Origin of the sequence: Paramylibacter ulvae (assembly GCF_014652655.1) — a bacterium.
In the GTDB taxonomy this organism is placed as follows: Bacteria; Pseudomonadota; Alphaproteobacteria; order Rhodobacterales; family Rhodobacteraceae; genus Amylibacter; species Amylibacter ulvae.
The window spans coordinates 260,230-284,716 of the sequence record NZ_BMZF01000003.1; the positions used below are offsets into that span (position 1 = coordinate 260,230).

Genomic DNA, 24,487 nt, shown 5'->3' on the forward strand with positions numbered 1-24,487 from the left:
ATTACTTGTAACGATAGCTGATGCGACCCTTGGACAGGTCATAAGGTGTCATTTGCACCTGTACTTTATCGCCTGCCAAAACACGGATGCGGTTTTTGCGCATCTTGCCTGCCATTGTTGCGATAATTTCATGGCCGTTTTCCAACTCTACCCGAAATGTCGCATTTGGCAGAAGCTCGTTTACGACACCATCGAATTCGAGAGGTTCTTCTTTAGCCATGAGGACTCCATTAGTTATTTTGGGCAATTTGCCCTTGCGTGGGTTACATGATGCCGATTGTCAGAAATATCAAGTAAAAAGGCAGTAAATAGCGCGATTTAGCAATTGATGCGCGAAATTTGCTGTCGATTATTTGGAATATGCCATTCTAGTCGTGCAAAAGTGGCGATAACAGAATAAAGGGCCGCCCGAAGGCAGCCCTAAATTTTAAGCGTTGAGGTGTTTGCTTAAGAAGCGAATTTCACCATCAAGCCGCGAACCGCGCCACGAATGTCAGCGTCTTCACCAGAGTGTAGAACGTTGGAGATTTGTGAAACTTGAGCGTCTGTCAAAGATTGAACTTCAGCTGCTGAAAAGCCCAAAGATTGGATTTCAGTTTTTGTTACGTTGTTACCTGACAAAGTCAAAGCTGATGCTGATACTGCGCCGAACAAAACTGCTGCGGTTGTTGCAAGTGTAAGAGTACGTTTCATGTTATTAATCCTTTAATATGTATGTTTGTTTTGGCTGTGCCGATCAGGGAGAAGCGATCGGCACAGTTTGTTTGAAGTGTCGCTTAAGAAGCGAATTTCACCATCAAGCCGCGAACCGCGCCACGAATGTCAGCGTCTTCACCAGAGTGTAGAACGTTGGAGATTTGTGAAACTTGAGCGTCTGTCAAAGATTGAACTTCAGCTGCTGAAAAGCCCAATGATTGGATTTCAGTTTTTGTTACGTTGTCACCTGACAAAGTCAAAGCTGATGCTGATACTGCGCCGAACAAAACTGCTGCGGTTGTTGCAAGTGTAAGAGTACGTTTCATGTTATTAATCCTTTGGTTGTATGTGCCGACCGGGGAGTAGTGATCGGCGGGGTTTATGTGTTTCGAACCGTGCGTTTCGCTGTTCGATGAATTACATTTAGGCCGCGGTTTCGCCGCTCTCAATTCACGAAATTCGTCACGGATTTGCACGGGTTTGTGAAGCACGGATTTTCACGAAAACGAGAGCGCGTCGCGCATTTGGAAACAGTGCGTTTCATGGTCCGTAACCCCTTTATGATAGGTCTATGAAAGCACCATGAATCTATTGCCTTTGGGTGGGAAAAATGAGCGTCGGATAGTTGGGAATCAAAAATAGAATGGTCAATTTCCGTCGCTCACGGTTGCGTGAATTTTACGCGATGAGTTTGTGAATGGCTGAAATGAATTCTCACAGCTGCGTGTGAATTGTGTCAGCATAAACAACGGGTTCTGGGGTGGTTTAAGGTTGAACCTTAGTAGAATTGGGATGGATTTTGGTGAATCGACTCGTCGATTTGGATGAACCAGAGGGGGTGATTCAATAACTACTTGTAGAATCCGCGCCTGATTTGCACACTGTGGCCAGATATCCAAAGGAGAATAACATGGATCAACACCTTACCGTCGTCGATCATCCGTTGATTCAGCATAAACTGAGCTATATGCGCAGTATCAAAACCCCGACAAATCAATTCCGCCAGTTGTTGCGCGAAATTAGCCATCTGTTGGCTTATGAAGTGACGCGCAATTTGGAAATGACCACCAAAAATATCAAAACCCCGATGCAAGATTTGGATGCACCGTTTGTTGCGGGCAAAAAGATGGCATTGGTGTCGATTTTGCGCGCGGGCAACGGATTGTTGGATGGCGTGTTGGATTTGGTGCCATCGGCGCGTGTTGGTTTTGTAGGGCTGTATCGAGACGAAGAAACGCTCAAGCCAGTGAAGTACTATTTTAAAGTGCCAAAACATTTGGACGAGCGTTTGGTGATCGCGGTTGATCCGATGTTGGCCACTGGTAATTCATCCGCCGCGGCGATTGATATGTTAAAAGAGGCGGGTGCGACGAACATTCGGTTTTTATGCCTGTTGGCAGCACCCGAAGGTGTGGCGTTGATGAAGGAAAAACATCCAGATGTGCCAATTGTCACTGCATCATTGGATGAACGCCTGAATGAACAGGGTTATATCCTGCCGGGGCTTGGCGATGCGGGTGATCGCATGTTTGGAACGAAATAGGGTTCAATCGCGATTTCGGTTATCCAAAAACAAGAACGACATTTTGTTGATTGAAACAATGCCATAATCGTTTGAAATCATTAAATTCACCAAGGGATGCGCTTGCGGATCTAAAAAATCGAACCGATAACATTCGATGCAACACAGTTTCGGGCGATATTTGTCAAAATCGAAGGCTTCCAGCGCAGTCTGATCATAGCCTTCGATATCGACATTCAGAAAATCAATTGGCTGGCCTTTGGGCAAATACGCATCCATGATGGCATTCATGCTCATCGCTGGCACGATATGGGACGGCAGCGCCTTTTTGTTTTTTGCAATTCCTTTGGCACGGTTTTCCAGAACAGTATTGGAAAGACCACGGCGAAAACGATAAAGCGTGACTTCGCTTTCTTCGTTATGAACGGCGATGTTTAAATTGATATCGTTTGGGCGGTGTTTTTCAAATCGTTGAAAGCCAACTGGATCAGGTTCAACATTGATCCCAGTCCACCCGATTTGATTTAACATTGCGGTATTCGATTTGCGAAACGGATCATGGGCGCCAATATCCACGTAAAACCCGCTGGTTTTGCGTTCTAAGAATATGAACGAAATGATGTCTTCGCCGAATTGGGAGTAGGTCGTTTGACCTTGGTCTTGATCGAGCCCCATAAATGCAGCCTTGGCCTTTTTTGCGCGCACCCAAATGGACGCGAAAATATGGCGCAGGTTTTTCATCTTGTTTCGCTAGCGAAACGCGCCTTGATCCGCGCTTGGATATCGTCGCGCACCGCGCGGTATTCATTCAGCTTTTCTTCGCGCGTTTCGCCCTTGATCGTTGGATCACCAATATCCCAAAATTCAACTTCGACGGCGGAACCTTTGGTGTGCATACGCGCAGCATCCGCAGAATTTTGTGAACAGGCGATGATCAAATCGTAACTGTCCAGGTCATCACCCCAATCTTCCAAATCTTCGAATGAGCGCACCTTGTGTTTGGTCAATTCGACACCGATTTCTTGGCACACGGCAATGGCGAACCCGTCGATGTCTTTGTCATTTTTTACACCCGCGGATTGCACAAAAATGGATGTACCGACATGTTGTTTTAACATGCCTTCGCCCATCGGGGATCGAATGGAATTATGATCGCAGCAAAACAAAACCGCGGATGGTTTGGATTGTGTCATGTGCCTATCCTTTGAATTGTAGTACGCAGATCAATGTGAACAGGCGACGCGCGGTCATATCATCAACTGCGATTTTACCGTCAAGCCGTTCTTGGAGTTGTGACGCACCCTCGTTATGAATCCCGCGCCGTCCCATATCAATTGCTTCGATCTGGGCAGGGGGCAGGCTGGTGACGGCGTTGAAATAGCTTTCGCAAATGTCGAAATAATCACGGATCACTTGACGCATGGGAGACAAGGACAGGTGAAATTCCGATGCGGGTTTATCATCTTTGGTGGTGATGCGAAACACAAGGCGGCGTTCAACAATACCAAGCACCAATTTATAGGGGCCGTTTGGCGCATCATCAATCGTCAGCGTGAATTGATTGTCTTCCAACAAATCATAAATCGCAACGCGGCGTTCCTGTTCGGTTTCCGCCGTGGGCGGGGGTAGTCCTGAATCATCCAGCGTGATATCAATCAAGAATGAGGGTTCAGCCATCGCGTGCCTCGTTCAATTGATCAAGACGTGCCCCAACAGACAGCCCATGCGCCTCTAGGCTTTCGGATGTGGCCAATGTTTTGGCGGCGGGGCCAATGGCGGATAATGCGGCGGGGGTCATCATGGATAATGTTGTGCGTTTCATGAAATCCAGCACCGACAGGCCAGATGCGAACCGTGCGGATCGCGCGGTTGGCAAAACGTGATTTGGCCCACCAACATAATCGCCGATTGCCTCTGGCGTCCACGCGCCGATAAATATCGCGCCCGCATGGCGGATTTTTTGCGCATAGGTTTCGGCATCCGCGACACAGAGTTCCAGATGTTCGGGTGCAATGCGATCCGAAAGTGTTGCCGCCTGTTCCAAATCGGTCACGGTGATCACCGCGCCGTAATCTGCCCAGCTTGGCCGTGCAATGTCGCGCCGTTCCAATGTTTCCAGCCGCATTTCAACGGCATCTGCAACGGCAACACCAAAATCGGCATCATCAGTGATCAGGATTGATTGGGCTGATGCGTCATGTTCTGCTTGGCTGAGCAAATCAATTGCGATCCAATCGGGATTGTTATTCTTGTCGGCAATCACCAAAATTTCTGATGGCCCTGCGATCATATCAATCCCCACGCGCCCATAAACGCGCCGTTTCGCTGCTGCGACATAGGCATTGCCAGGTCCTGTGATCGTATCGACCTTTGCGATTGTTTCTGTGCCAAACGCCATGGCCGCAATCGCCTGTGCCCCGCCAATGCGATAAACGGTTTCTACGCCAGACAGGCGCGCCGCGAGCAATACCAATGGGTTTACTTTGCCATGTGGGGTTGGTGCGCAAATCACCAGATTATCAACACCTGCCACCTGTGCGGGGATCGCGTTCATTAACACGGATGATGGGTATGATGCCAAACCGCCGGGCACGTATAAGCCCGCGGCCTCTACCGCGCCCCAGCGCCAGCCAAGTTTTGCACCGGTTTCATCCGTCCACCATGCATCATCGGGCAATTGTTTTTCGTGATAAGCGCGAATGCGTTTTGCCGCCAATTCCAATGCAGCGGCCTCTTGGGCGGGAACGGTTTCGATTGCTGCATCGATCTCTGCTGCGCTAAACGCCAAACTATCAGGTGTCAGATCAAGGTGATCAAATTTCGCGGTCAATTCAATAACCGCTGCATCGCCGCGTGTTTGCACATCGTTTAAAATATCGGCAACGGCTGCGTCAACATCCACATCCGACTCGCGCTTTGACCCCAAAAAATCGCGAAAGCGGGTTTCGAAATCGGCGTCGGAACTATTTAAAAATACGGGCATCAAATTGCCTATGACAAATCGTGTTCGGGGGATTTTTTTGATGGCGCGACATATGGGCGGGTCACGTCTTTTAATGTGGCTTGGATGGATTCAACATCCAATGCGATCATCCCATCGCCTGCCAAGATCAAATTGATGCTGCCCGCGCCGTCTTCGTCCGCCTCAAAATCAATCGACAGCAGGGAAATCACCTGATCCTTGTCCGACAGATCAATACCGTTGGATGCCACGGCCAAAACCGCATCGAACACCAAAACGGTTTGCACGCGTTCAAAATCACGACCTTGTTTTTGCGCCTTGGATTTATCTTCCCAGCGGAAACGGTTAAGCAACAGGCCAAAACGGTTTTCATCGGCGTTCCATTTGATTTCCGTGATCGGCAAAATGGCGTCTTGAACCAGTGTCGAAATGATCGCCAAATCTTCGCCGTCTTTGGCGCGGATTGCGATGGGTTGTTCGCCGCCGTCTTCGAATTTTGCGTCTTGTTGGGTCATTTGTTCGATACTCGTTCAATTGAGGCGCCAATGCCAGAAAATTTTCGTACCACTTGTTCATAGCCACGATCAAGATGATACACACGAGAGACGATGGTCTCACCCTCTGCCGCCAATCCCGCAAGGATCAAGGACACAGATGCACGTAAATCCGTTGCCATCACCGGCGCACCGCGCAGCTTATCAACACCCGTCACTGTGGCGGTGCCGCCGTGTACTTCGATATTTGCACCCATACGCATCAATTCGGGCGCATGCATAAAGCGGTTTTCAAAAATATTCTCTTCCAGCACGGATTTGCCATCGGCGGTGCACAGCAGTGCCATCATTTGCGCCTGTAAATCCGTTGGAAACCCAGGGAATGGTTCGGTTGTTACATCCACCGCATGAATGCGCCCGTTTTTCGCGCTGACCTTTAGCCCCGCATCGGTTTGCGTGATATCTGCGCCTGCGATTTCCAGTTTTTGGCAAAATGCTTCTAGCAAATCACGTCGCCCGCCCAGCAATTCAACCTCGCCACCCGCAATCAGGGGCGCAAGCATATATGTGCCAAGCTCGATGCGATCGGTGACAACAGGGTGGGTTGCGCCGTGCAATTTATCGACACCCTCAATGGTGATTTCAGGTGTGCCATCGCCGCTGATCTGTGCGCCCATCGCACGGAGCAAATCGGCCAGATCAACAATTTCAGGTTCACGTGCTGCGTTTTTCAAAACACTCGTACCCTTGGCCAGTGTCGCCGCCATCAGAAAGTTTTCCGTTGCACCCACAGATGCAAATGGCATGTCATATGTGCCACCTTTCAACCCATTTGGTGCCTTGGCATGGACATAACCATCACGCAGATCAAATTCAGCGCCCAATGCCTCTAGCCCACGCAGATGCAAATCAACGGGGCGCGCCCCAATGGCACAACCACCTGGCAAAGACACAGATGCATGACCTGAACGTGCCAACATTGGACCCAGTACCAAAATGGATGCACGCATTTTGCGAACAATGTCATAATGGGCGGTGTGATTGGTGATTTCTTTGGTATCCAAAACGATCAATTGGCCGTCTTGCATGACCGCGACCTCGGTGCCCAAGGATTGCAATAATTCATTGGTGGTCGCGATATCGGATAGGCGGGGCACATTGGTTAATGTGATCGGGTCTTCGGTCAGTAATGTTGCGGGCATCAATGTGAGCGCAGCATTTTTTGCGCCCGCAATTGGAATTTGCCCATGCAACGCGCCGTTACCTTTTACAATGATCGAATCCATTTTGCCTGTCCCTTATTCGTTTTTCGCATCATCATCGGTGCGGCTACGCGATTGCGCTTTGCGCCGTTGCAGGTTCGCACGAAGCTGTTTTCGCAGCCTTTCTGCGCGTGCTTCTGCCTTGACCACCTTGGTGCTTTTGGGTTGTTCGTTATCTTGTTCGTCTTTGTTCATGACAGGTCTTTACCGCAAGCTTTGATCGGGGTCTAGATTACCCTTGCACTATCGTTGAATTTCGCTAAAACCGCGCCAACTTACAGTGGTGATCGTGAATCTGTGTTAAGTGAAACAGAATCACACTGCAAGTTTTGATCGTTTCGGGTGGTTTTTACCCAGATCAGGATGCTGCCGTAGCTCAGGGGTAGAGCACTCCCTTGGTAAGGGAGAGGTCGGAGGTTCAATTCCTCTCGGCAGCACCACTTAGACCAATTTGTGAATGGCGCAGTAAGTTTGGCATTTTGATGCCACTTCATGTCGTAGTACTATTTGAGGCTCAAAACACCGCGAAAAGCGGGGTTGTTATCTTGACGGGGGAGTCATTAAGGAAATGGCCTGATGTCGGCTTTGTGGAATATGCTGCCGTTCACGGCCATTGCGCCAAGGTCTGCTTCCGAGTGAAGATGTCGAATGAATTTACATTGACGGAGTGGAGCCTGAAGCAAAAAGGGTGCTACTGGCGCATTGCCTCAATTTCTGCTCGCCATACTTTGGCCTGCTCTTCTTGGTCTGCCGTCGCAGAATCCAGTGGCCGACGTTCGACCTTACGGCCATCAGGCAATGTCACCGTGAGTTTCCAGTACCCGCCTTCCGAGTAGTCAGAATTTCTATGCCAAACCACTTCCAGCTGGCCTATTTCCTTCAGCGCAAACACGTCATTGCGCGTATAGCCGAACGGGTAACGATATTTCACACGAACGTCTTGCGAGGCCGCGTCGAAGACCACCTTTTTAGATGGATTAATAAACACCCAAACAAGCAAAGCCCCGAGCAGTATTGAAATTATTATGCCAAATGGGAATAAAACATAGTGCTCAGGGGGATGCGCGTTTCCGAAAAAGAAGCGCAGAGTGTCTATTGTTAAGATTACAAATAGCCAAAAACCGAATGCCAGAAACATCAGCCCTATCACACCGGACATCAGTGCCCAAAACCACGGGGCAGCGCGTTCTTCAATGGTAACAGTTTTTGACATCACGGCCTCTATTAGGATGTCCGCGTCCAAGACGCTGGATTTTGATTGGATGGTGTGCCGCGAGACCAAAATGTTCGGACAAGTTCGTATATCAGCCCATCATAGAGCACAGACACCAGTCAAACGCAATTGCTCTGAATACTGAAAAGCAACCATTGATTTGCGACGGGCATCCGTCGGATTGGGCTCAAACCGGACTTTCGATGAATGGCAAGAAGTGGCGTCAGAATGGTCTGAATAATTATATCCAATGATAACAATAATGGTTTTCATGCATAATGATCAACTTAGACCGTCCGCCACACAATTAATATGTTTTGGATGAACTGTGTTGCGTGGAAACATGGTTGATACGCATGATGCTTGCTTGTTAATATTTTTGTATGTGTGATGCGCAAATATCGGGACATATGACTTGGGCTGAAATTTACAGCATCCAACGCGCATTTCTTGAAAGTTTTGAAATGATAGAGTTGACTGCGCCATGCGTTTCGCCTGATGCAACATGGCAAAATCCTGCGCGGTACAAAATTTGATCCCTTTGGTGATACTGCGGATCGACATTTGGAACGTGATTTGATGACTTAGTATGAAAATGTTTTGCGAGATTGTGTGAACCATCCAGATGTGCTTGAAATTGTTGACGCACCAATGCACATTCGCTTCTATCGCCCCATCAAAGAGGCGAGCGCCGAACGGCAACGCGATTAGGTTGCCAAATTGATGCAAGGATAAGATATGTCGCCTGACACCATCGCGCGCAAGGTTGCCCAATTGATGCAGACCAAAGACGCCAGCATTCGAAGTGTCGGAATCACCTATGACGATAGCGGGGTTGGTTGGGCGCGTATGAAAATGCTGGTGTCAGAAAAGAACGCCAACACCCAAGGGTTTTGCCATGGTGGATTCATTTTCACATTGGCGGATTCAGCATTCGGATATGCCGCGAACAGCCATAACCAACGCACCGTCACCGCATCAGCAGATATCATTTATTTACTGCCAGGGGTAATGGGCGATGTGTTAACGGCCGAGGCGGTTGAACAATCGCGTTCAGGACGATCAGGTATTTATGATGTAACCGTCACCAATCCACAGGGTGAACAGGTTGCACTATTTCGCGGGGTGGCGCGCACGGCCAAGGGCGAACATATCGAAACATTGGCCTAGGTTTCGCATCAGAAGCAATTCAAATTGATTTCATTTTCAAAAACGCAGTTTCGGGAAAACGAAAACAAGATTTTTCTGCTATTTCATAGTGCAAATTGATTTTACCATTTATGGAATTCACCCTATGCAAAGAGGTGTAATTTCAACAAGGATATTGATATGGCGCAACCACCCAATTTGAATACTTCGCCCAGCGTATCCGATGAAATTCGCAAAACCACCTGTTATATGTGCGCGTGCCGCTGTGGCATCAATGTGCATCTTAAGGATGGCAAGGTCGCCTATATCGAGGGCAACAAAGATCACCCCGTGAACAAAGGCGTTTTATGCGCCAAAGGATCGGCGGGAATTATGCAGGTAAATGCCCCATCAAGGTTACGTGCGCCACTGAAACGTGTGGGGCCGCGCGGGTCTGGTGAATTCGAAGAAATCAGTTGGGACGAGGCATTGGGCATCGTGACCGAACGTCTGGGAAAAATCCGCAAGGATAACCCAGATAAGCTTGCGTTTTTTACGGGGCGCGACCAATCACAATCATTTACATCATTCTGGGCTCAGGCGTTTGGCACACCCAATTATGCCGCCCATGGTGGATTTTGTTCGGTGAATATGGCGGCGGCTGGTATTTACACAATGGGTGGTGCGTTTTGGGAATTTGGCCAGCCCGATTGGGATCACACCAAAATGTTCATGTTGTTCGGTGTTGCCGAAGACCATGATTCAAACCCGATTAAAATGGGCCTTGGTAAATTGAAATCACGCGGTGCCAAAGTGATTGGGGTGAACCCCATTCGATCAGGATATAACGCGATTGCCGACGAATGGGTTGGAATTACGCCAGGCACAGATGGGTTGTTTATCACGGCCTTGATCCATGAATTGCTGCGCGCGGGCAAAATTGATCTGCATTATTTGGGGCAATATACCAATGCGCCTGTGTTGTTGGACAGCGATCCCAAAAGTGAAACATATGGCCTGTTTCTGCGCGATAAAAACGACAAGCCATTGGTGATTGATCGCAACACTGGCGATTTGGTGGCATTTGACAAAAAGGGTATTCGCCCCGATTTAAATGGTGAAATCCGCAAAGCAGGGATCAGCCACACAACCGTTTTTCATAAAATGGCGCAAACCTATTTGGGGGCTGAACACGCCCCTGCCGCCGTTGCCGATCGTTGCGGGATCAGCGTTGAAACCATCCAACGCATTGCCGCCGAATTGGCCCATGTAGCGTTCGAACAATCAATATCGTTGCCCATTGAATGGACTGATTTTCGCGGCGAAAAACACAGTGAAATGACGGGCCGCCCTGTTTCATTTCACGCCATGCGCGGGATTTCGGCGCATGCCAACGGGTTCCAAACCTGTCGTGCGCTCCATATTTTGCAAATCATTCTGGGGAGTGTTGAGGTTCCTGGCGGTTTTCGTTTCAAACCACCATATCCAAAACCACCAGAGGCGCATCCACGCCCGCATGTTGCAAGCTGTCCCGATGCCCCCCTTGATGGGCCGCATCTGGGGTTCGTTCATGGGCCAGAGGATTTGGCGCTACGCCCTGATGGCACGCCTGCACGGATTGACAAGGCATTCACATGGGAAAACCCGATGTCGAGCCACGGGTTGATGCATATGGTGATTTCCAATGCGCACGCGGGTGACCCATATAAAATCGACACGTTGTTTATGTATATGGCAAACATGTCGTGGAACAGTTCAATGAACACCAAGGGTGTGATGGAAATGTTAACCGACAAGGATGAAAACGGCGATTACGTGATCCCCAATATCATCTATTCCGATGCATATTCTTCTGAAATGGTGGCATTTGCCGATATCGTTTTACCCGATGCAACATATTTGGAACGCCATGATTGTATATCCCTGTTGGATCGCCCGATTTGCGAGGCGGATGGGGCGGCCGACGCCATTCGTTGGCCCGTGATCGAACCCGATCGCGATGTGCGCGGATTTCAATCGGTGCTGTGTGATTTGGGGCATCGGTTGGGATTGCCCAATTTCATCAACGATGATGGCGGTGCGAAATACAAAGATTACGCCGATTATATCGTGAATCATGAACGCCGCGCGGGCATTGGCCCCTTGGCAGGGTTTCGCGGTGATGGCGATGCAGTCGGGCGCGGTGATGTGAACCCAGATCAGTTGGATCGCTATATCGAAAACGGCGGTTTTTTTGCGGAACACATCCCCAAAGGTGCCACATATTACAAGCCGTGGAACGTGGAATACCAAGATTGGGCCGTGGGCATGGGGATTTACGATGCGCCACAGCCATATTTGTTTCAGCTGTATGTTGAACCCATGCGCCGTTTCCAATTGGCCGCAGAAGGGCACGGCGAACGCCAGCCGCCCGAACATCTGCGCGAATTGGTGAAAACATCGATGAAACCATTGCCCGTGTGGTCGGATTCGACCAATTCAGGCGCTGAATACCCCATTCACGCGCTGACCCAGCGCCCAATGGCAATGTATCACAGTTGGGGCACACAAAACGCATGGCTACGCCAAATTCATGGCCGCAACCCATTGTATTTGCCGACAAAAATATGGAATGAGCATGGGTTTTCAGATGGCGATTGGGCGCGCGTAACATCGCCCCACGGCGATATAACCGTGCCTGTTGCACATCACGCGGCGTTGAATGAAAATACCGTTTGGACTTGGAATGCCATCGGGAAACGCAAAGGTGCATGGGCGTTGTCCAATGATGCGCAGGAAACCACCAAGGGGTTTTTGTTAAACCATCTGATCCACGAATTATTACCGCCCAAGGGTGATGGTCTGCGCTGGGCCAATTCCGATCCGATCACAGGACAGGCAGCGTGGTTCGATTTGAAGGTTAAAATTGAAAAGACTGCGCCATTGAGCGAAACCGCACCCAATTTTGCGCCGGCAAAATCACCCGTCGAACGCGGCCCCAAAGATATCGCATGGGAGGTAGGGAAATGACCGATTTACCGAATGAAACAACACGAAAAATGGGATTGGTCATTGATCTGGATACCTGTGTTGGCTGTCATGCGTGTGTGGTGTCTTGTAAGGGGTGGAATACGCAAAATTACGGTGTGCCGTTATCCGACCAAGACGCATATGGCGCCGAACCATCTGGTACATTTTTAAACCGTGTTCACACCTACGAAGTGCAACCAGAAACGGGTGCTGCACAAACATTCCATTTTCCAAAATCATGTTTGCATTGCGAAGACGCGCCATGCGTTACGGTTTGCCCAACAGGCGCAAGTTATAAGCGCAGTGATGACGGGATCGTTTTGGTGAATGAAGACGCCTGTATTGGTTGTGGATTATGTGCATGGGCATGCCCATATGGTGCACGCGAATTGGATCAGGCCGCGGGTGTGATGAAAAAATGCACGCTATGTGTTGATCGCATTTACAACGAGAACCTGCCAGAGGAAGACCGCCAACCCGCCTGTGTGCGCACATGCCCAGCGGGTGCGCGCCATTTTGGTGATTTGGGCGATATCGACAGCGACGTGAGCAAACTGGTCGCCGATCGCGGCGGGTTTGATTTGATGCCAGAGTTGGGCACAAAGCCCGTGAATAAATATCTGCCACCACGCCCCAAAGATACAGGCGATGAAATTGATATCCTCGCACCTTTGCTGGCACCTGTTGCGGCGGAACCGACTGGATTTTTGCGCTGGTTAGATAACGCATTGGATAAGATTTGACGCGCAATACCCCATGAAACAATGCTTTGCTTAGGGATGTTATGCGGTTAATCTATTGATCCTAGGCAATGTATTTTCAGGGAGAAAACATGAAACATTCACTGCGTAAATTGTTTCTGGGCACAACAACGATTGTGGCCACGACAATTGCTGCCAACGCGGCAGATAAAGAGCTGATCGTTTTTGATTGGTCGGGTTACGAGGACACTGGATTTTTCCAAACATATATCGACAAACATGGCGACAGCCCGACATTTGCATTCTTTGGCGAAGAAGAAGAAGCATTTCAAAAATTGCGTGCTGGGTTCAAGGCGGATGTTTCCCACCCTTGTAGCCAATCGGTGGCGAAATGGCTGGAGGCCGATTTGATCGAGCCATTGGATATTTCCAAAATCGATCGTTGGGACGAAGTGAACGCAGATATGAAAGAGGCGTTTAAATTTGACGGTTCTTATTATTTCTTGCCTGCCGATTGGGGCACAACGGCGTTGACGTATCGCACCGATATGGTGGATGCGGCCAAGATGACAACATTGGAAGTATTTCTTGACCCCGAGTATGCAGGGCGCACGGCTATTCCAGATAATGTGGATGATGCATATGCGTTGGGCTATTTGGCAACAGGTACAACCGATTGGTCAAAGGCCACGGATGATGATTTCAAACGTGCATCCGACTGGTTGCGCCAAGCGCATCAAAATGTACGTGCCTATTGGGCGGATGGTGCCGAATTAGGGCAGCTGTTAACCAGTGGCGAGGTCATCGTTTCATGGGCATGGAACGAAACCCCAACCGCATTACAGTCCGAAGATATCGCGGTTGAAGCGAACCGTTCCACCAAAGAAGGATCATCATCGTGGTTTTGTGGTTATGTGAACCTTAAGAACGGCGAAAATGGCGAAGACAAGGTTTACGATTTCTTAAATGCGTGGATGGATCCATCATCGGCAGAATATATTGTTGCTGAATGGGGATATGGTAACGGCAATGCCACAGCCATGGCATCACTTGGCACCGAGGCGTTGGATGGTGCTGGATTGGGCGAAGTTGACGTGCCCATTTTGGCGCAAATCCCAATGGATCAGGCGTTGCGTGAAAAAATGGTCGCCGAATTTGAGAAAATCAAAGCTGGTTTTTAAACCAATTGAAATGATTGTATTTAAGGGGCGCGTTATGCGCCCTTTATTTTAACAGCAAGATCGATTCAGCGCCCCAACCCACACGCGCGGTATCACCCACGGCCAACACACCACGCCCTGCGGTGTTGCGCATGGAAATGGTCACGGGTGTTTCCACACCATCCAGCAATACATCATAATACGTCATATCGCCGTAATAGAACACTTCGGTCACCTTGGCGCTGGTTTCGTGCTCTGCTTTTTCATCGCCAATCAGAATGGTGAGCATTTCGGGGCGGATACCGACGCTAACATCAGTTGAAATGCCAGCGGGTGCTTGGGTTTTGGGAACGATAACCTTGCCCAAACCAGCAACAGTGGTTTCATAGCCCTTGCTGGTTTCCTTGATCGCTCCTGCGTCCAAAAAATTCATCACCCCAATAAAATCTGCGACTGATCTGTTGATCGGGCGTTGATAGAGATCATGAGGGCTTGCCAATTGTGCAATGCGCCCCTCGTTAATCACGGCGATACGATCAGACATTGTTAATGCCTCTTCTTGATCATGAGTGACCAAAATAAACGTAATGCCAACCGCACGTTGAAGATTGCGCAACTCCGATTGCATTTGTTCACGCAGCTTTTTATCCAGCGCAGACAGCGGTTCATCCAACAACAACACCTTGGGTTTTAGCACCAAAGCGCGCGCGAGCGCGACGCGTTGGCGTTGACCACCCGACAGGGCATGGGATGCACGTGCACCATATCCACCCAGCCCAACCATTTCCAAGGCTTGGGCAACCTGTGTTTTGATTTCATTTTTTGGTGTTTTACGCGCCTTTAACCCATAGGCCACATTTTCCGCGACACTCATATGGGGAAAGATGGCATAGCTTTGGAATACCATATTGGTGGGGCGTTGGTTGGCGGGAACGCCGCGCATGGATTTACCATCGATGAACACTTCGCCACTGCTGGGATGTTCGAACCCTGCAATGGTGCGCAACAAGGTGGTTTTACCACAACCAGATGGACCAAGTAGCGAGAAAAACTCGCCCCGTTTGATATCGACGCTGACATCGTAGAGCGCTTGAAAATCGCCATAAAATTTATCGATGTTATTGAGGCGAATAATAGGTTCGCTCATATGAAACCTCCGGTGTCGGCAGTGCCGGTTTTTTGTGCGCCACGTCGGCGGAAATATTCCGCCAAGATTAGCAAGATTAATGACACCGCCAGCAACAATGTGCCAAGCGCCATAAGGCTGGGCAGGCGTTGTGGGAAACGCAATTGACCCCAGATGTAAACGGGCAGGGTTGGTTCTGTTCCCGAAAGGAAAAACGCGATGATGAATTCATCCAGTGATATGGTAAATGAAATCAACAGGCTGGAAATTAACCCCGGCATCACAAGCGGCACAGTTACGAGCCAAAATGTTGCGATTTTTGTTTGGCCAAGGTCAAATGATGCCTCTTCCAGACTTTGATCCAAGTTCATGAATGCAGATGAGAGGATCGCGATGCAAAACGGGGTGCAGATTAACACATGCCCCAGGATGATTGTCCAAAGTGACAGATCAAAGCCAAGCTGTAAGATCACCACGAGCAATGACACCCCGATGATGATTTCGGGTAACACCATTGGCAACATAATTAACCCCATGGCGGGGCGTTGAAATGGGAATTTGTATCGCGCATTTGCGCGTGCGGCCAACATCCCCAGCAGGGTCGATAAAATCGCCGTGGTCACAGCAATGAGCAAGCTGTTCTTGGCAGCGGAATGCAATGCCTCAGTTTCCCATAGTACGCCAAACCACTCTGTTGTGAACCCTTTCAGCGGGAACGCCACAACGGAGCTGTCGTTAAACGCAAAAATCGGCAACAGGATTGCGGGTGCGTAAAGAAACACCAGAAAAAACAGCATGTATATTTTCAGCGGTGTGATGGATTTCAACATATCATCGCGCCTTTAAATATTTACGGTTCAGCCAAACAAAGATCAGCGAAATCACACTTACGATCACCATCGCAGACACGGCAAGTGCGGCGCCAAGTGGGGCGTTATTCGCCTTTTTGAATTGCAATTCGATCATGTTTGAAATCATCAAACCATTGGGACCACCCACCAAACGGGGGGTGACATAATCACCAATTGTGGGGATGAACACAATTACGGTTGCCGCCAATACACCTGGCATTGACAGGGGTAATGTGACACGTAAAAAACGACGAATGGGACCTTCGCCCAAATCTTGGGCCGCCTCTAGCAGTGAATGGTCAATTTTTTCGAGTGCAACGAATATAGGAAGGATTGCGAAGGGCAACCACGCATGACCCAATGTCAAAACCACTGCGTTTTGATTGTATAAAATAAAGCTAAGCGGTTTTTCAATCAAACCCGCCCCGATCAATGATCCATTGACCACGCCGTTATATCCAAGGATGACTTTCCACAAGAATATCCGCATCAGATAGCTTGTCCAAAATGGAATGGTGATCAGGAAAATCCACATCGCCTTGTGTTTCGGTTTGACGTGAAACGACACGAAATAGGCGACGGGATAAGCCAGCAAAACGGTCAAGATCGTCACACATGCCGATATTTTTAACGAACGCGCCATCAGTGTTTGATAAATCGCCTCGCCCCATGCGGTTTTGTAATTGGCAAGAGTCAGCGTTTTATCAAGTTCCAGATAGTTTTGTGTCCAAAAGCTCAGCGCGAGCACAAGCCCAAGGGGGATTGCCAATAAAACAACGCAAAAAACAAAAGTTGGACTGATCAAAAACAAACCCTGTGCGGCATCTGATTGGCGCCAATTGTTGTGGGTTTTATTCTTGTTCATCGTTGGGAATGGCCTGTAGTTTCGGGCGGTATGGGTGAACTATCGGACAATTATTTGCGTGATAAATCAAGATGGAAAACACGTTGGCCGCTACTAATTCACCGGATTAGTGGTCTTTTGCCAATCTGCGCGCCAAAATATCGACAGACAGGTGTAAACACACGGTCAGCACGGCCAAAACGATCAATGTTGCAAATAACAGATCGGTTTTGACCCGCCCGTTTGCCAATAACATCAAATATCCCAGCCCCTTTGATGCGCCAACCCATTCGCCAATCACTGCTCCAATGGGGGCGTAAACGGCTGCCAAGCGTAGGCCAGAACCAAGGGATGGCATTGCTGCGCGCATACGGATATGCCACAATTCTCGCGAACGCGTTGCACCCATGGTTTGCGCCAAATCCAAATATCCGCTTGGCGTTTTCATTAACCCATCGAAGAACGCGGATGCGACGGGGAAATAAATAATCATCACTGCCATGATGATTTTTGATCCCATGCCATACCCAAACCAAAGTGTCAGCAATGGCGCGAGCGCGAAAACGGGGATGGCCTGTGAAAACACTAATATGGGGCGCAAAATTGCACGCGCGGTGGACGAGGTTGCCAAATTTATCGCGGTTAATATGCCAAGGATCGATCCGATGATAAGGCCAAGGATTACCTCCGCCAGTGTTACCCATGCGTGTTCTGCGATTAACGCGCGGCTGTACCAAAGCGCGTTTGCCACGCGCAACGGCGAAGGCAGGATAAAGGGTGCAACACCTGATAGCGTGACCGTCAATTGCCACAACGCGATCAACACGATTGCGGATATGATGCCGTGTTTCCAATTCATTGTGGACCCTCGCGCAGAATTTTCAACATCTTGCCTTGGGTAGCGAGTGTTTGGGGATCATCGATGCCACGCACGGGCGGCGTTTGGGGCATATCGATATGCCGTAATCCCGTTGCCTGCATCACGATTGCATGATGAGACAGGCGCGCGGCCTCTGCGGGGTCATGTGTAACCAATAATACAGTGCGATCAATCAATAATTCCGCCGCCAATTCTTGCATATCTGCACGTGTTTTTGCATCGAGCGCACTAAACGGTTCATCGAGCAGGATCACAGGGCGGTCCTCCATCAATGTGCGCGCCAATGCGCCGCGCTGGCGTTGCCCGCCTGATAATTGAGATGGTTTTTTATCTTCGTGTCCGGCAAGCCCGACACGTGAAATCATTTGAGTGGCGCGCGCTTTATCTACCTGATCCCCGCGCAATTTCGCACCAATACAGACGTTTTCCAGAAGTGTCAGCCACGGAAACAACAGATCGCTTTGCGCCATATAGGCAGTGCGATTTAGCAAGGGCTTCTTATCGCTGCTGATGATTTCACCGCGAAAATCAACAGCGCTATCTAGCCCTGCGATAATGCGTAAAACGGTTGTTTTTCCCACGCCCGATGGGCCAAGCAAGCATGTCCATTCACCGCCCGTAATTTCCAGCGTGATGTCATGGAATAAGGGTGCGCCAGAAAATTCCGCCGCACCCGTAAATGTAATGGATGGTGCGCCCATCATGCGCCCCGCAGTCCCATATCCCAAAACCCGATTTCAAGGCGGGTTGCGGTTTCGAATTTTTTGCACAAGGCAGGCCAGCTTGGCGAATTTTCAAAATCATCACCAAGGCGTGCGATCAATGCCTGATCCAGCAATTTCCCGACATTGATACAGGCGGTTTGATAATCATCCCCCGCATAGGTATCGATCCATTCGCGGTAGGTTTCGCTGGAACCTTCATTGGCCAAGATTGCACCGATTTCACCATATCCCCAAACACAAGGTGCAAGTGCCGCCATCAGATCAAGAAAGCCGCCTGAAAAACCAGCCTCAAGCACATACCGAGTATACGCCATGTTTTCGGGTTCCTCGGCGGCATTGAATAACTGATCCTCTGCAATGCCATCACGCGCACAGGTTTGAACATGCAATTGCATTTCGCCGTTCACCAATGCATCAACCGTTGCGGAACAAAGCTGCATTTCGGCCAAGGTTTCTGCCTTGACCACACCCAATGCCCATGCGCGGGAATAATGGATCAGATAGACGTAATCTTGGATCAGATAGTGGATGAAATTGGCGCGGGGCAATGTGCCATCGCCCAATCCATTGACAAAATCATGGCGCGTGTAATCCCGCCACGATATTGCGCTGGCGTTGCGCCATGCGTTAAATGCGCGACCATAATCAGGGGCGTTGGTCATTTTACAACGCTCAAATCAATGGCCAGATCATCGATGGATTTGCGTTCGGTGATCAAACCTGCATCCAGCAGGAACGTTTCAAACCGTTGGTAGCGCCCATGATCCAACGCACTTGGGCGCAGTGCAAAACGGGGGAGGGTATCAACCCATGCCTTGGCGTTCAGCTCGTCTTGCAATTCTTTCGATGTGGATGAAAATACTTCCCAGCTTTGGTCTGGGTGATTAACGATATATTGCGTGGCCTTTTCCGTGGCGGCCAAAAAACGCGTGATCATATCGGCATTCATCGTATCTGGATTGGCGACATAAATTAGTTCGTCATAAGCTGGTAAACCTTCTTCTTCGACGTAAAAACATTTACCCTCGACACCTTCTATTTCCATCTGATTAAGTTCAAAATTACGGTATGCGCCAATGACGGCGTCCACCTGTTTTGACATCAATGACGGTGACAATGACCAGTTCACATTGACCATCTCAACATCATCCATCGACAAGCCGTTCTTTTTCAAGATCGTGCCAAGCACGGCCTCTTCGACACCAGAAACGGAAAACCCGACTTTGCCACCTTTCAGGTCGCTAATTTCTTTGATTGGCCCATCTTTCAGAACCAGCAAACAATTGAGCGGTGTGGCAACCAATGTACCAACGCGTTTTAATGGTAAACCTTCGGCCACTTGCAGGTGCAATGATGGTTGGTATGAAACGGCCAAATCACCCTTGCCAGCGGCAACCAATTTTGGGGGATCGGCGGGATCAGCGGGGGCGATGATTTCAACATCCAAGCCTTGGTCGGCAAAGTAACCCAACTCTTCGGCGACAATAATCGGGCCGTGATCGGGGTTGATGAACCAATCCAAAAGCAATGTCATTTTATCCTGTGCCATCGCCGGGGTTGCCATCATAGCAAGTGTTGCAAGTGTGAAAATACGCATATCTGTTCCTTTGCGTTAGTTATCGCCAAGAGCGGCCAAAACAATTTGCCCGTCCCATTTTAGTTGAAATTTTGCGCTCGCTTGCCATGATCGGAGCCCTGAACGACAACACATCACCATGCGTTGATCGGTTGCGGGCGGGGCAAGTTTTGAAATATCTGCGACGCTTGTGCGAATGGCGTTGGGGTGTGCAGGTGTTGGTGCCTCTGCCTCATCGCGCAGTTCAATAATGATGTCGTTTGGTGTGAATTGTGATGCTGCGACAAATCGGAAATTGTTACCCGTCGGTTCGGGTGCGTGATCGAACCGAAAACTGCTGGTGCGAAATGTTTTGGCGTTGTGTTGCACCATTTGGCCAAGGGGGCTTGGGTTGAATTTCAACAATACTGCCAGCGCCATTTGCGCCTGCATCGCACCAATCGTGCCCACAACGGGGCCAAGAACGCCAGCGGTTGCGCAATTTGCCGCGCGATCTGGCAGATCGGGAAACACCGCACGCAGGCTGGGCGCGCCTGCGCAAAAACCACCGACATATCCAGCCATGCCAAGTGCCGATGCGGTGATCAATGGGGTTTGCGTGTCCAAACAAATGTCCGACAGGATGTAAGACGCGGCAAAGCTATCAGCGCAATCCAGCACCAGATCAACGGGTGCAACCAATACAGGTGCATTGGCAGGATCAAGCGTGGTTTGTTGGCCATCTACGATACAATCAGGGTTCAGATCGGCCAATATTTCACGCGCGGCAATAACCTTGGGCTGCCCAATCCACTGCGTGCCATAGAGCGTTTGGCGATGTAGGTTGGATTGTTCCACAACGTCTGGATCAACCAGCGTGATTTTGCCAACACCCGCGCCAACCAGATATTGCAACACCGGGACACCAAGCCCCCCCGCACCAACGACCAAGACGTGGGCATTGGACAATATGTCTTGTCCCGTTTGCCCCAACTCTGGCAGGATCATTTGGCGCGCGTATCTGTTCATCGCGTTGCCGCTAACCATTGTTGAACGCGTGCCTCTGGATTGTCATGAAGCGTGATATCCGTTACGGCGGATACGATATCTGCACCCGCATCAAACACACCAGCCGCGCGTTCAACAGACATTCCGCCGATACCCACCAATGGTGTGTTACCCACACGTTTTTTCCAAACAGTCACACGTTCCAGACCTTGCTCTGTCCATTTCATTTTTTTCAAAATGGTTGGATAAACGGGGCCAAGTGCGACATAGGCAGGGTCAAAAGACAATGCGCGTTCCAGTTCGTCATCGTCATGTGTGCTGAGCCCGATGCGTAAATTTGCAGAGCGAATTTTTGCCATATCGGCGATATCCAAATCCTCTTGTCCAAGGTGGATAAAATCGCAGCCCAGATCAATTGCGGTTTGCCAATGATCGTTGACCACAAGCGTACACCCGTGTTTGGCGCAATCGGATTTGGCGCGTTTAATGTGTTCGCGGATGATGTCATCAGGCTGATCTTTCATGCGCAATTGCACCAGCTTTATCCCAAGGGGCAACATGCGAACGATCCAATCGGCGCTGTCGAAAATCGGGTAAAAACGATCAAGGGTCATTCCAAAAATGCCTTTCCAATAACAGGGGTGGATGGGGCGGCCATGTCGCGTGGTTCCATCGGGTCGGCATTTACACCCGCTTTCCCTGCCGCAAGTGCCAATGCCATCGCATGTGCCATTTCAACGGGATCACCTGCCTTGGCCACTGCGGTGTTTAACAAAACCGCATCAAAGCCAAGCTCCATCGCCGCCGTCGCATGGGAAGGCAGGCCAATGCCCGCATCAATCACCATTGGGATGTCAGGGAAATGGGCGCGCATACTGCGCAGCCCCAAGATGTTGTTCAAACCTTGCCCCGAGCCAATTGGCGCGCCCCAAGGCATCAAAACCTTGCATCCAGCGTGGAGCAGCTTTTCCGCCACGACCAAATCTTCGGTGGTGTAGGGGAACACTTGAAAACCATCCTCGGATAAAATACGCGCGGCTTCGACCAGGCCAAAAACATCGGGTTGCAAAGTGTCGGTATGGCCGATGACCTCTAGCTTGATCCAGTTGGTATCAAAAATTTCACGTGCCATATGGGCGGTTGTGACGGCCTCTTTCACGCTATGACAGCCTGCAGTATTGGGCAGGATATGCACACCGAGATCACGGATGATATTCCAGAAATCTTGCCCTGCTTGATCAACGCTTCCTTCGCGGCGCAAGGATACGGTGGCCACGGCGGCCTTTGATTTGGCAAATGCATCTGCCATGATTGCGGGTGACGGGTAAAGTGCGGTGCCCAGCATCAATGGATTATCCAAGGTTACGCCATAAAACGATCGCATGGTTTACCCCCCTTGCATCGGCGCGAGGATTTCAAGCCGATCATTGTTAACAAGTTCCGTATTTGCACGTAGCGTGGCAGGGACGAAATTTTCATTCACCGCCGTTGCTATTTTCGCATCGCCATAGCCAAGCTCAATCAGCGCATCAGCAAGATTGGGTGATGTAATTTCGCGCAGATCGCCATTTACATTAATTTTCATGCCAAAACTCCGGTTTGTTTCCTGTGAAAAGATAATCGGCCGTCATTTGCGCCAGCGCTGGCGCCAATAGGAACCCATGCCGATACAATCCATTGGCATAGATCACGCCGTCACGTTGTTGAATGCGCGGCAAATTATCGGGAAATGCGGGGCGAGCATCGACACCGATTTCCAAGATTTCCGCCTCGCCAAATGCAGGGTGGAGGGCGTATGCCGCCGACAGTAATTCCAACATTGATCGTGCGGTAATGCGATTACGTTCGTGTGATTCAATCATCGTCGCCCCCAACATGAACACCCCATCGCCACGTGGGACGATATAAATTGGAATGCGCGGATGGAGCAATCGAATGGGGCGCGACAGGGTGATGTCAGGGCAGCGCAAGATTAGCATTTCACCCTTCACGCCACGCAGATCAGAAACCGCATCACGCGCGGACAACCCACGACAATCGATGCGATTTGTGGTGGGGGCGGGCATATCGGTTTGCACCGATATACCGTTGGCTTGTAAATTTTTGCCCAGCGTGGATAGCGCATCACGGGGTGATAAATGCGCTTCTGACTTGAAAAATAAACCTTTTGCAAATCGTCCGGCCAGATCTGGTTCCAATGTGTCGATCATATCGGCATTGATCGTTTCCATCCCAGATGTGCGGCGTGAAAATCGGGTTAGTTCAGACGTGTCGCGCCCCAGTGCGATCACAAGCGATCCGTTATGCGTCACCGATGATGTGTGTTTGTTCCACCAGGCTGCTGCGGTTTGCCCCAGACGGACAACGGGTTCCTCTGCACTTTCGCCTTCGCAAAATGGAGCGAGCATTCCACCTGCCCACCATGAACAAGCGTGTTCGCCGATTTGGGGTTCTCGATCATAAATCACTACCTTGCCACCACGGGAATGGATTTCTGTTGCCAAACATAACCCCGCAACGCCCGCGCCGATGATGGATACGTCAACCATCAGTTTTCCCAGACCGCGTGAAAATGATGCACAGGGCCGTGACCCGAACCGACCTTTAATTCATCGGCGCGTGAAATGGCGGATTGCAAATATTGATGCGCCTTTTGTGCTGCATTGATCAGGGTTTGCCCTTTGGCCAGCTCTGCGGCGATTGCAGATGATAACGTACAGCCCGTTCCGTGGGTGTTTTTAGTGTTTACGCGTGGTGCACTAAATTCAGTGACATCGTCAGCGGTAATCAAATAATCTGTGCAGATCGCACCGGATGCATGGCCACCCTTCATAAATACGGCCTGTGCACCCATCGCCAATAATGCGTGACCTTGTGCCAAGGTTTCATCCTTGGTTGCGGCCTCTGCTGTGTTTAACAGTTTTGCCGCCTCTGGCAGGTTTGGGGTTAACACCGCCGCCTTCGGCAAAAGTTTGGATTTCAGCGCATCAATTGCGCTGTCTTGAAGCAAGGTATCACCTGATTTTGCGACCATGACGGGATCAAGCACAATGGGGTTGTTGAATGCATTCAGATGTTTCGCAACAACGTCGATAATTTCGGGTGATGACAACATCCCGATTTTAATCGCGTTCACCGCCAGATCATCCAACACGGCCGAAATCTGTGCGCCAAGGACATCAAGATTGATATCTTGCACCGCCGTCACACCGCGTGTGTTTTGCGCGGTGATCGCGGTGATCGCGCTGGCGCCATAAACGCCAAGTGCGCTAAATGTTTTAAGGTCGGCCTGAATACCCGCGCCGCCGCCGCTGTCAGAGCCTGCAATTGTAAGGGCAATTGGGGTCATCG

The 24,487-nt window shown here is 50.0% G+C and carries 30 protein-coding genes and 1 tRNA gene; 7 read left to right on the forward strand and 24 right to left on the reverse strand.

The window, feature by feature from the left end; translation table 11 throughout:
- Position 1: 1 nt before the first annotated feature.
- The 3 genes from infA to IE094_RS08040 all read right to left on the reverse strand — a co-directional run bounded on the left by infA (position 2) and on the right by IE094_RS08040 (position 1,022).
- The gene (gene infA / locus IE094_RS08030) at positions 2–220 is read right to left on the reverse strand and encodes a translation initiation factor IF-1 (protein ID WP_099592398.1); all 219 of its coding nucleotides are present in this window, start codon (positions 218–220) and stop codon (positions 2–4) included.
- Positions 221–447: 227 nt separating this feature from the next.
- A complete protein-coding gene (locus IE094_RS08035) occupies positions 448–693 on the reverse strand; it encodes a hypothetical protein (protein WP_189640052.1) in 246 nt (81 codons plus the stop codon).
- An 83-nt stretch (positions 694–776) separates the two neighbouring features.
- Positions 777–1,022 carry a hypothetical protein gene (locus IE094_RS08040; RefSeq protein ID WP_189640053.1) on the reverse strand — a complete coding sequence of 82 codons (246 nt, stop codon included), beginning with the start codon at positions 1,020–1,022 and terminating at the stop codon, positions 777–779.
- 584 nt (positions 1,023–1,606) lie between these two features.
- Here IE094_RS08040 and upp point away from each other — a divergent pair.
- Positions 1,607–2,239, forward strand: coding sequence for a uracil phosphoribosyltransferase (upp, locus tag IE094_RS08045; protein ID WP_189640054.1), 633 nt, complete (start codon positions 1,607–1,609; stop codon positions 2,237–2,239).
- Positions 2,240–2,242: 3 nt separating this feature from the next.
- Here the strand turns inward: upp and IE094_RS08050 are convergent, their stop codons facing one another.
- Genes IE094_RS08050 through IE094_RS08080 form a run of 7 tightly spaced genes read right to left on the reverse strand, consistent with a single transcriptional unit; the run spans position 2,243 to position 7,131 of the window.
- Positions 2,243–2,959 (reverse strand): FkbM family methyltransferase, encoded by a 717-nt coding sequence (locus tag IE094_RS08050; protein ID WP_189640055.1) that lies wholly within the window; start codon positions 2,957–2,959, stop codon positions 2,243–2,245.
- Positions 2,956–3,411 carry an arsenate-mycothiol transferase ArsC gene (locus IE094_RS08055; RefSeq protein ID WP_189640056.1) on the reverse strand — a complete coding sequence of 152 codons (456 nt, stop codon included), beginning with the start codon at positions 3,409–3,411 and terminating at the stop codon, positions 2,956–2,958. Before IE094_RS08055 ends, IE094_RS08050 begins: the two co-directional genes overlap by 4 nt.
- 4 nt (positions 3,412–3,415) lie before the next feature.
- The gene (locus IE094_RS08060; RefSeq protein ID WP_189640057.1) at positions 3,416–3,895 is read right to left on the reverse strand and encodes a UPF0262 family protein; all 480 of its coding nucleotides are present in this window, start codon (positions 3,893–3,895) and stop codon (positions 3,416–3,418) included.
- Complete coding sequence (gene hisD, locus IE094_RS08065) at positions 3,888–5,201, reverse strand: histidinol dehydrogenase (protein WP_189640058.1); 1,314 nt, start codon at positions 5,199–5,201, stop codon at positions 3,888–3,890. The genes IE094_RS08060 and hisD overlap by 8 nt, the downstream gene beginning before the upstream one ends.
- An 8-nt stretch (positions 5,202–5,209) precedes the next feature.
- On the reverse strand, positions 5,210–5,695 hold the full coding sequence (locus IE094_RS08070; protein ID WP_189640059.1) for a DUF2948 family protein: 486 nt from the start codon (positions 5,693–5,695) through the stop codon (positions 5,210–5,212).
- Positions 5,692–6,960, reverse strand: coding sequence for a UDP-N-acetylglucosamine 1-carboxyvinyltransferase (gene murA, locus IE094_RS08075; RefSeq protein ID WP_189640060.1), 1,269 nt, complete (start codon positions 6,958–6,960; stop codon positions 5,692–5,694). The genes IE094_RS08070 and murA overlap by 4 nt, the downstream gene beginning before the upstream one ends.
- A 12-nt stretch (positions 6,961–6,972) precedes the next feature.
- Positions 6,973–7,131, reverse strand: coding sequence for a hypothetical protein (locus IE094_RS08080; RefSeq protein WP_189640061.1), 159 nt, complete (start codon positions 7,129–7,131; stop codon positions 6,973–6,975).
- Between the two features lie 170 nt (positions 7,132–7,301).
- On the opposite strand from IE094_RS08080, the gene IE094_RS08085 reads away from it, so the two are divergent.
- Positions 7,302–7,376, forward strand: a tRNA-Thr gene (locus IE094_RS08085).
- A 251-nt stretch (positions 7,377–7,627) separates the two neighbouring features.
- Here IE094_RS08085 and IE094_RS08090 read toward each other — a convergent pair.
- A complete protein-coding gene (locus IE094_RS08090) occupies positions 7,628–8,149 on the reverse strand; it encodes a hypothetical protein (protein WP_189640062.1) in 522 nt (173 codons plus the stop codon).
- Between the two features lie 495 nt (positions 8,150–8,644).
- Between IE094_RS08090 and IE094_RS15630 the strand changes: the two genes are divergently transcribed.
- The 5 genes from IE094_RS15630 to IE094_RS08110 all read left to right on the forward strand — a co-directional run bounded on the left by IE094_RS15630 (position 8,645) and on the right by IE094_RS08110 (position 14,168).
- Positions 8,645–8,737 (forward strand): DUF6537 domain-containing protein, encoded by a 93-nt coding sequence (locus IE094_RS15630; protein WP_373295863.1) that lies wholly within the window; start codon positions 8,645–8,647, stop codon positions 8,735–8,737.
- Positions 8,738–8,887: 150 nt separating this feature from the next.
- Entirely contained in the window at positions 8,888–9,319 is a 432-nt protein-coding gene (paaI, locus tag IE094_RS08095; protein WP_189640063.1) for a hydroxyphenylacetyl-CoA thioesterase PaaI, read from the forward strand.
- A 159-nt stretch (positions 9,320–9,478) separates the two neighbouring features.
- The gene (locus IE094_RS08100; RefSeq protein ID WP_189640064.1) at positions 9,479–12,286 is read left to right on the forward strand and encodes a molybdopterin oxidoreductase family protein; all 2,808 of its coding nucleotides are present in this window, start codon (positions 9,479–9,481) and stop codon (positions 12,284–12,286) included.
- Entirely contained in the window at positions 12,283–13,029 is a 747-nt protein-coding gene (locus IE094_RS08105) for a 4Fe-4S dicluster domain-containing protein (RefSeq protein ID WP_189640065.1), read from the forward strand. The genes IE094_RS08100 and IE094_RS08105 overlap by 4 nt, the downstream gene beginning before the upstream one ends.
- Before the next feature lie 89 nt (positions 13,030–13,118).
- A complete protein-coding gene (locus IE094_RS08110) occupies positions 13,119–14,168 on the forward strand; it encodes an extracellular solute-binding protein (RefSeq protein ID WP_189640066.1) in 1,050 nt (349 codons plus the stop codon).
- A 43-nt stretch (positions 14,169–14,211) separates the two neighbouring features.
- Here IE094_RS08110 and IE094_RS08115 read toward each other — a convergent pair whose 3' ends face one another.
- From IE094_RS08115 to thiD, 13 genes are all read right to left on the reverse strand, one after another.
- On the reverse strand, positions 14,212–15,294 hold the full coding sequence (locus IE094_RS08115; RefSeq protein ID WP_189640067.1) for an ABC transporter ATP-binding protein: 1,083 nt from the start codon (positions 15,292–15,294) through the stop codon (positions 14,212–14,214).
- Positions 15,291–16,103, reverse strand: coding sequence for an ABC transporter permease (locus tag IE094_RS08120; protein ID WP_189640076.1), 813 nt, complete (start codon positions 16,101–16,103; stop codon positions 15,291–15,293). The genes IE094_RS08115 and IE094_RS08120 overlap by 4 nt, the downstream gene beginning before the upstream one ends.
- Position 16,104: 1 nt before the next feature.
- Entirely contained in the window at positions 16,105–16,989 is an 885-nt protein-coding gene (locus IE094_RS08125) for an ABC transporter permease (RefSeq protein ID WP_189640079.1), read from the reverse strand.
- A 106-nt stretch (positions 16,990–17,095) separates the two neighbouring features.
- Complete coding sequence (locus tag IE094_RS08130) at positions 17,096–17,827, reverse strand: ABC transporter permease (protein WP_189640082.1); 732 nt, start codon at positions 17,825–17,827, stop codon at positions 17,096–17,098.
- Positions 17,824–18,576 (reverse strand): ABC transporter ATP-binding protein, encoded by a 753-nt coding sequence (locus IE094_RS08135; protein WP_373295862.1) that lies wholly within the window; start codon positions 18,574–18,576, stop codon positions 17,824–17,826. The genes IE094_RS08130 and IE094_RS08135 overlap by 4 nt, the downstream gene beginning before the upstream one ends.
- On the reverse strand, positions 18,549–19,235 hold the full coding sequence (gene tenA, locus IE094_RS08140) for a thiaminase II (protein WP_189640085.1): 687 nt from the start codon (positions 19,233–19,235) through the stop codon (positions 18,549–18,551). The genes IE094_RS08135 and tenA overlap by 28 nt, the downstream gene beginning before the upstream one ends.
- Positions 19,232–20,170, reverse strand: coding sequence for an ABC transporter substrate-binding protein (locus IE094_RS08145; RefSeq protein ID WP_189640088.1), 939 nt, complete (start codon positions 20,168–20,170; stop codon positions 19,232–19,234). Before IE094_RS08145 ends, tenA begins: the two co-directional genes overlap by 4 nt.
- A gap of 15 nt (positions 20,171–20,185) precedes the next feature.
- On the reverse strand, positions 20,186–21,157 hold the full coding sequence (locus IE094_RS08150; RefSeq protein ID WP_189640090.1) for a HesA/MoeB/ThiF family protein: 972 nt from the start codon (positions 21,155–21,157) through the stop codon (positions 20,186–20,188).
- The gene (locus IE094_RS08155) at positions 21,154–21,750 is read right to left on the reverse strand and encodes a thiamine phosphate synthase (protein ID WP_189640092.1); all 597 of its coding nucleotides are present in this window, start codon (positions 21,748–21,750) and stop codon (positions 21,154–21,156) included. Before IE094_RS08155 ends, IE094_RS08150 begins: the two co-directional genes overlap by 4 nt.
- The gene (locus IE094_RS08160) at positions 21,747–22,520 is read right to left on the reverse strand and encodes a thiazole synthase (RefSeq protein WP_189640094.1); all 774 of its coding nucleotides are present in this window, start codon (positions 22,518–22,520) and stop codon (positions 21,747–21,749) included. The genes IE094_RS08155 and IE094_RS08160 overlap by 4 nt, the downstream gene beginning before the upstream one ends.
- A 3-nt stretch (positions 22,521–22,523) precedes the next feature.
- Positions 22,524–22,721 (reverse strand): sulfur carrier protein ThiS, encoded by a 198-nt coding sequence (thiS, locus tag IE094_RS08165; protein WP_189640097.1) that lies wholly within the window; start codon positions 22,719–22,721, stop codon positions 22,524–22,526.
- Positions 22,711–23,685 carry an FAD-dependent oxidoreductase gene (locus IE094_RS08170; RefSeq protein ID WP_189640099.1) on the reverse strand — a complete coding sequence of 325 codons (975 nt, stop codon included), beginning with the start codon at positions 23,683–23,685 and terminating at the stop codon, positions 22,711–22,713. Before IE094_RS08170 ends, thiS begins: the two co-directional genes overlap by 11 nt.
- The gene (thiD, locus tag IE094_RS08175) at positions 23,685–24,485 is read right to left on the reverse strand and encodes a bifunctional hydroxymethylpyrimidine kinase/phosphomethylpyrimidine kinase (RefSeq protein ID WP_189640100.1); all 801 of its coding nucleotides are present in this window, start codon (positions 24,483–24,485) and stop codon (positions 23,685–23,687) included. Before thiD ends, IE094_RS08170 begins: the two co-directional genes overlap by 1 nt.
- Positions 24,486–24,487 lie beyond the last annotated feature (2 nt).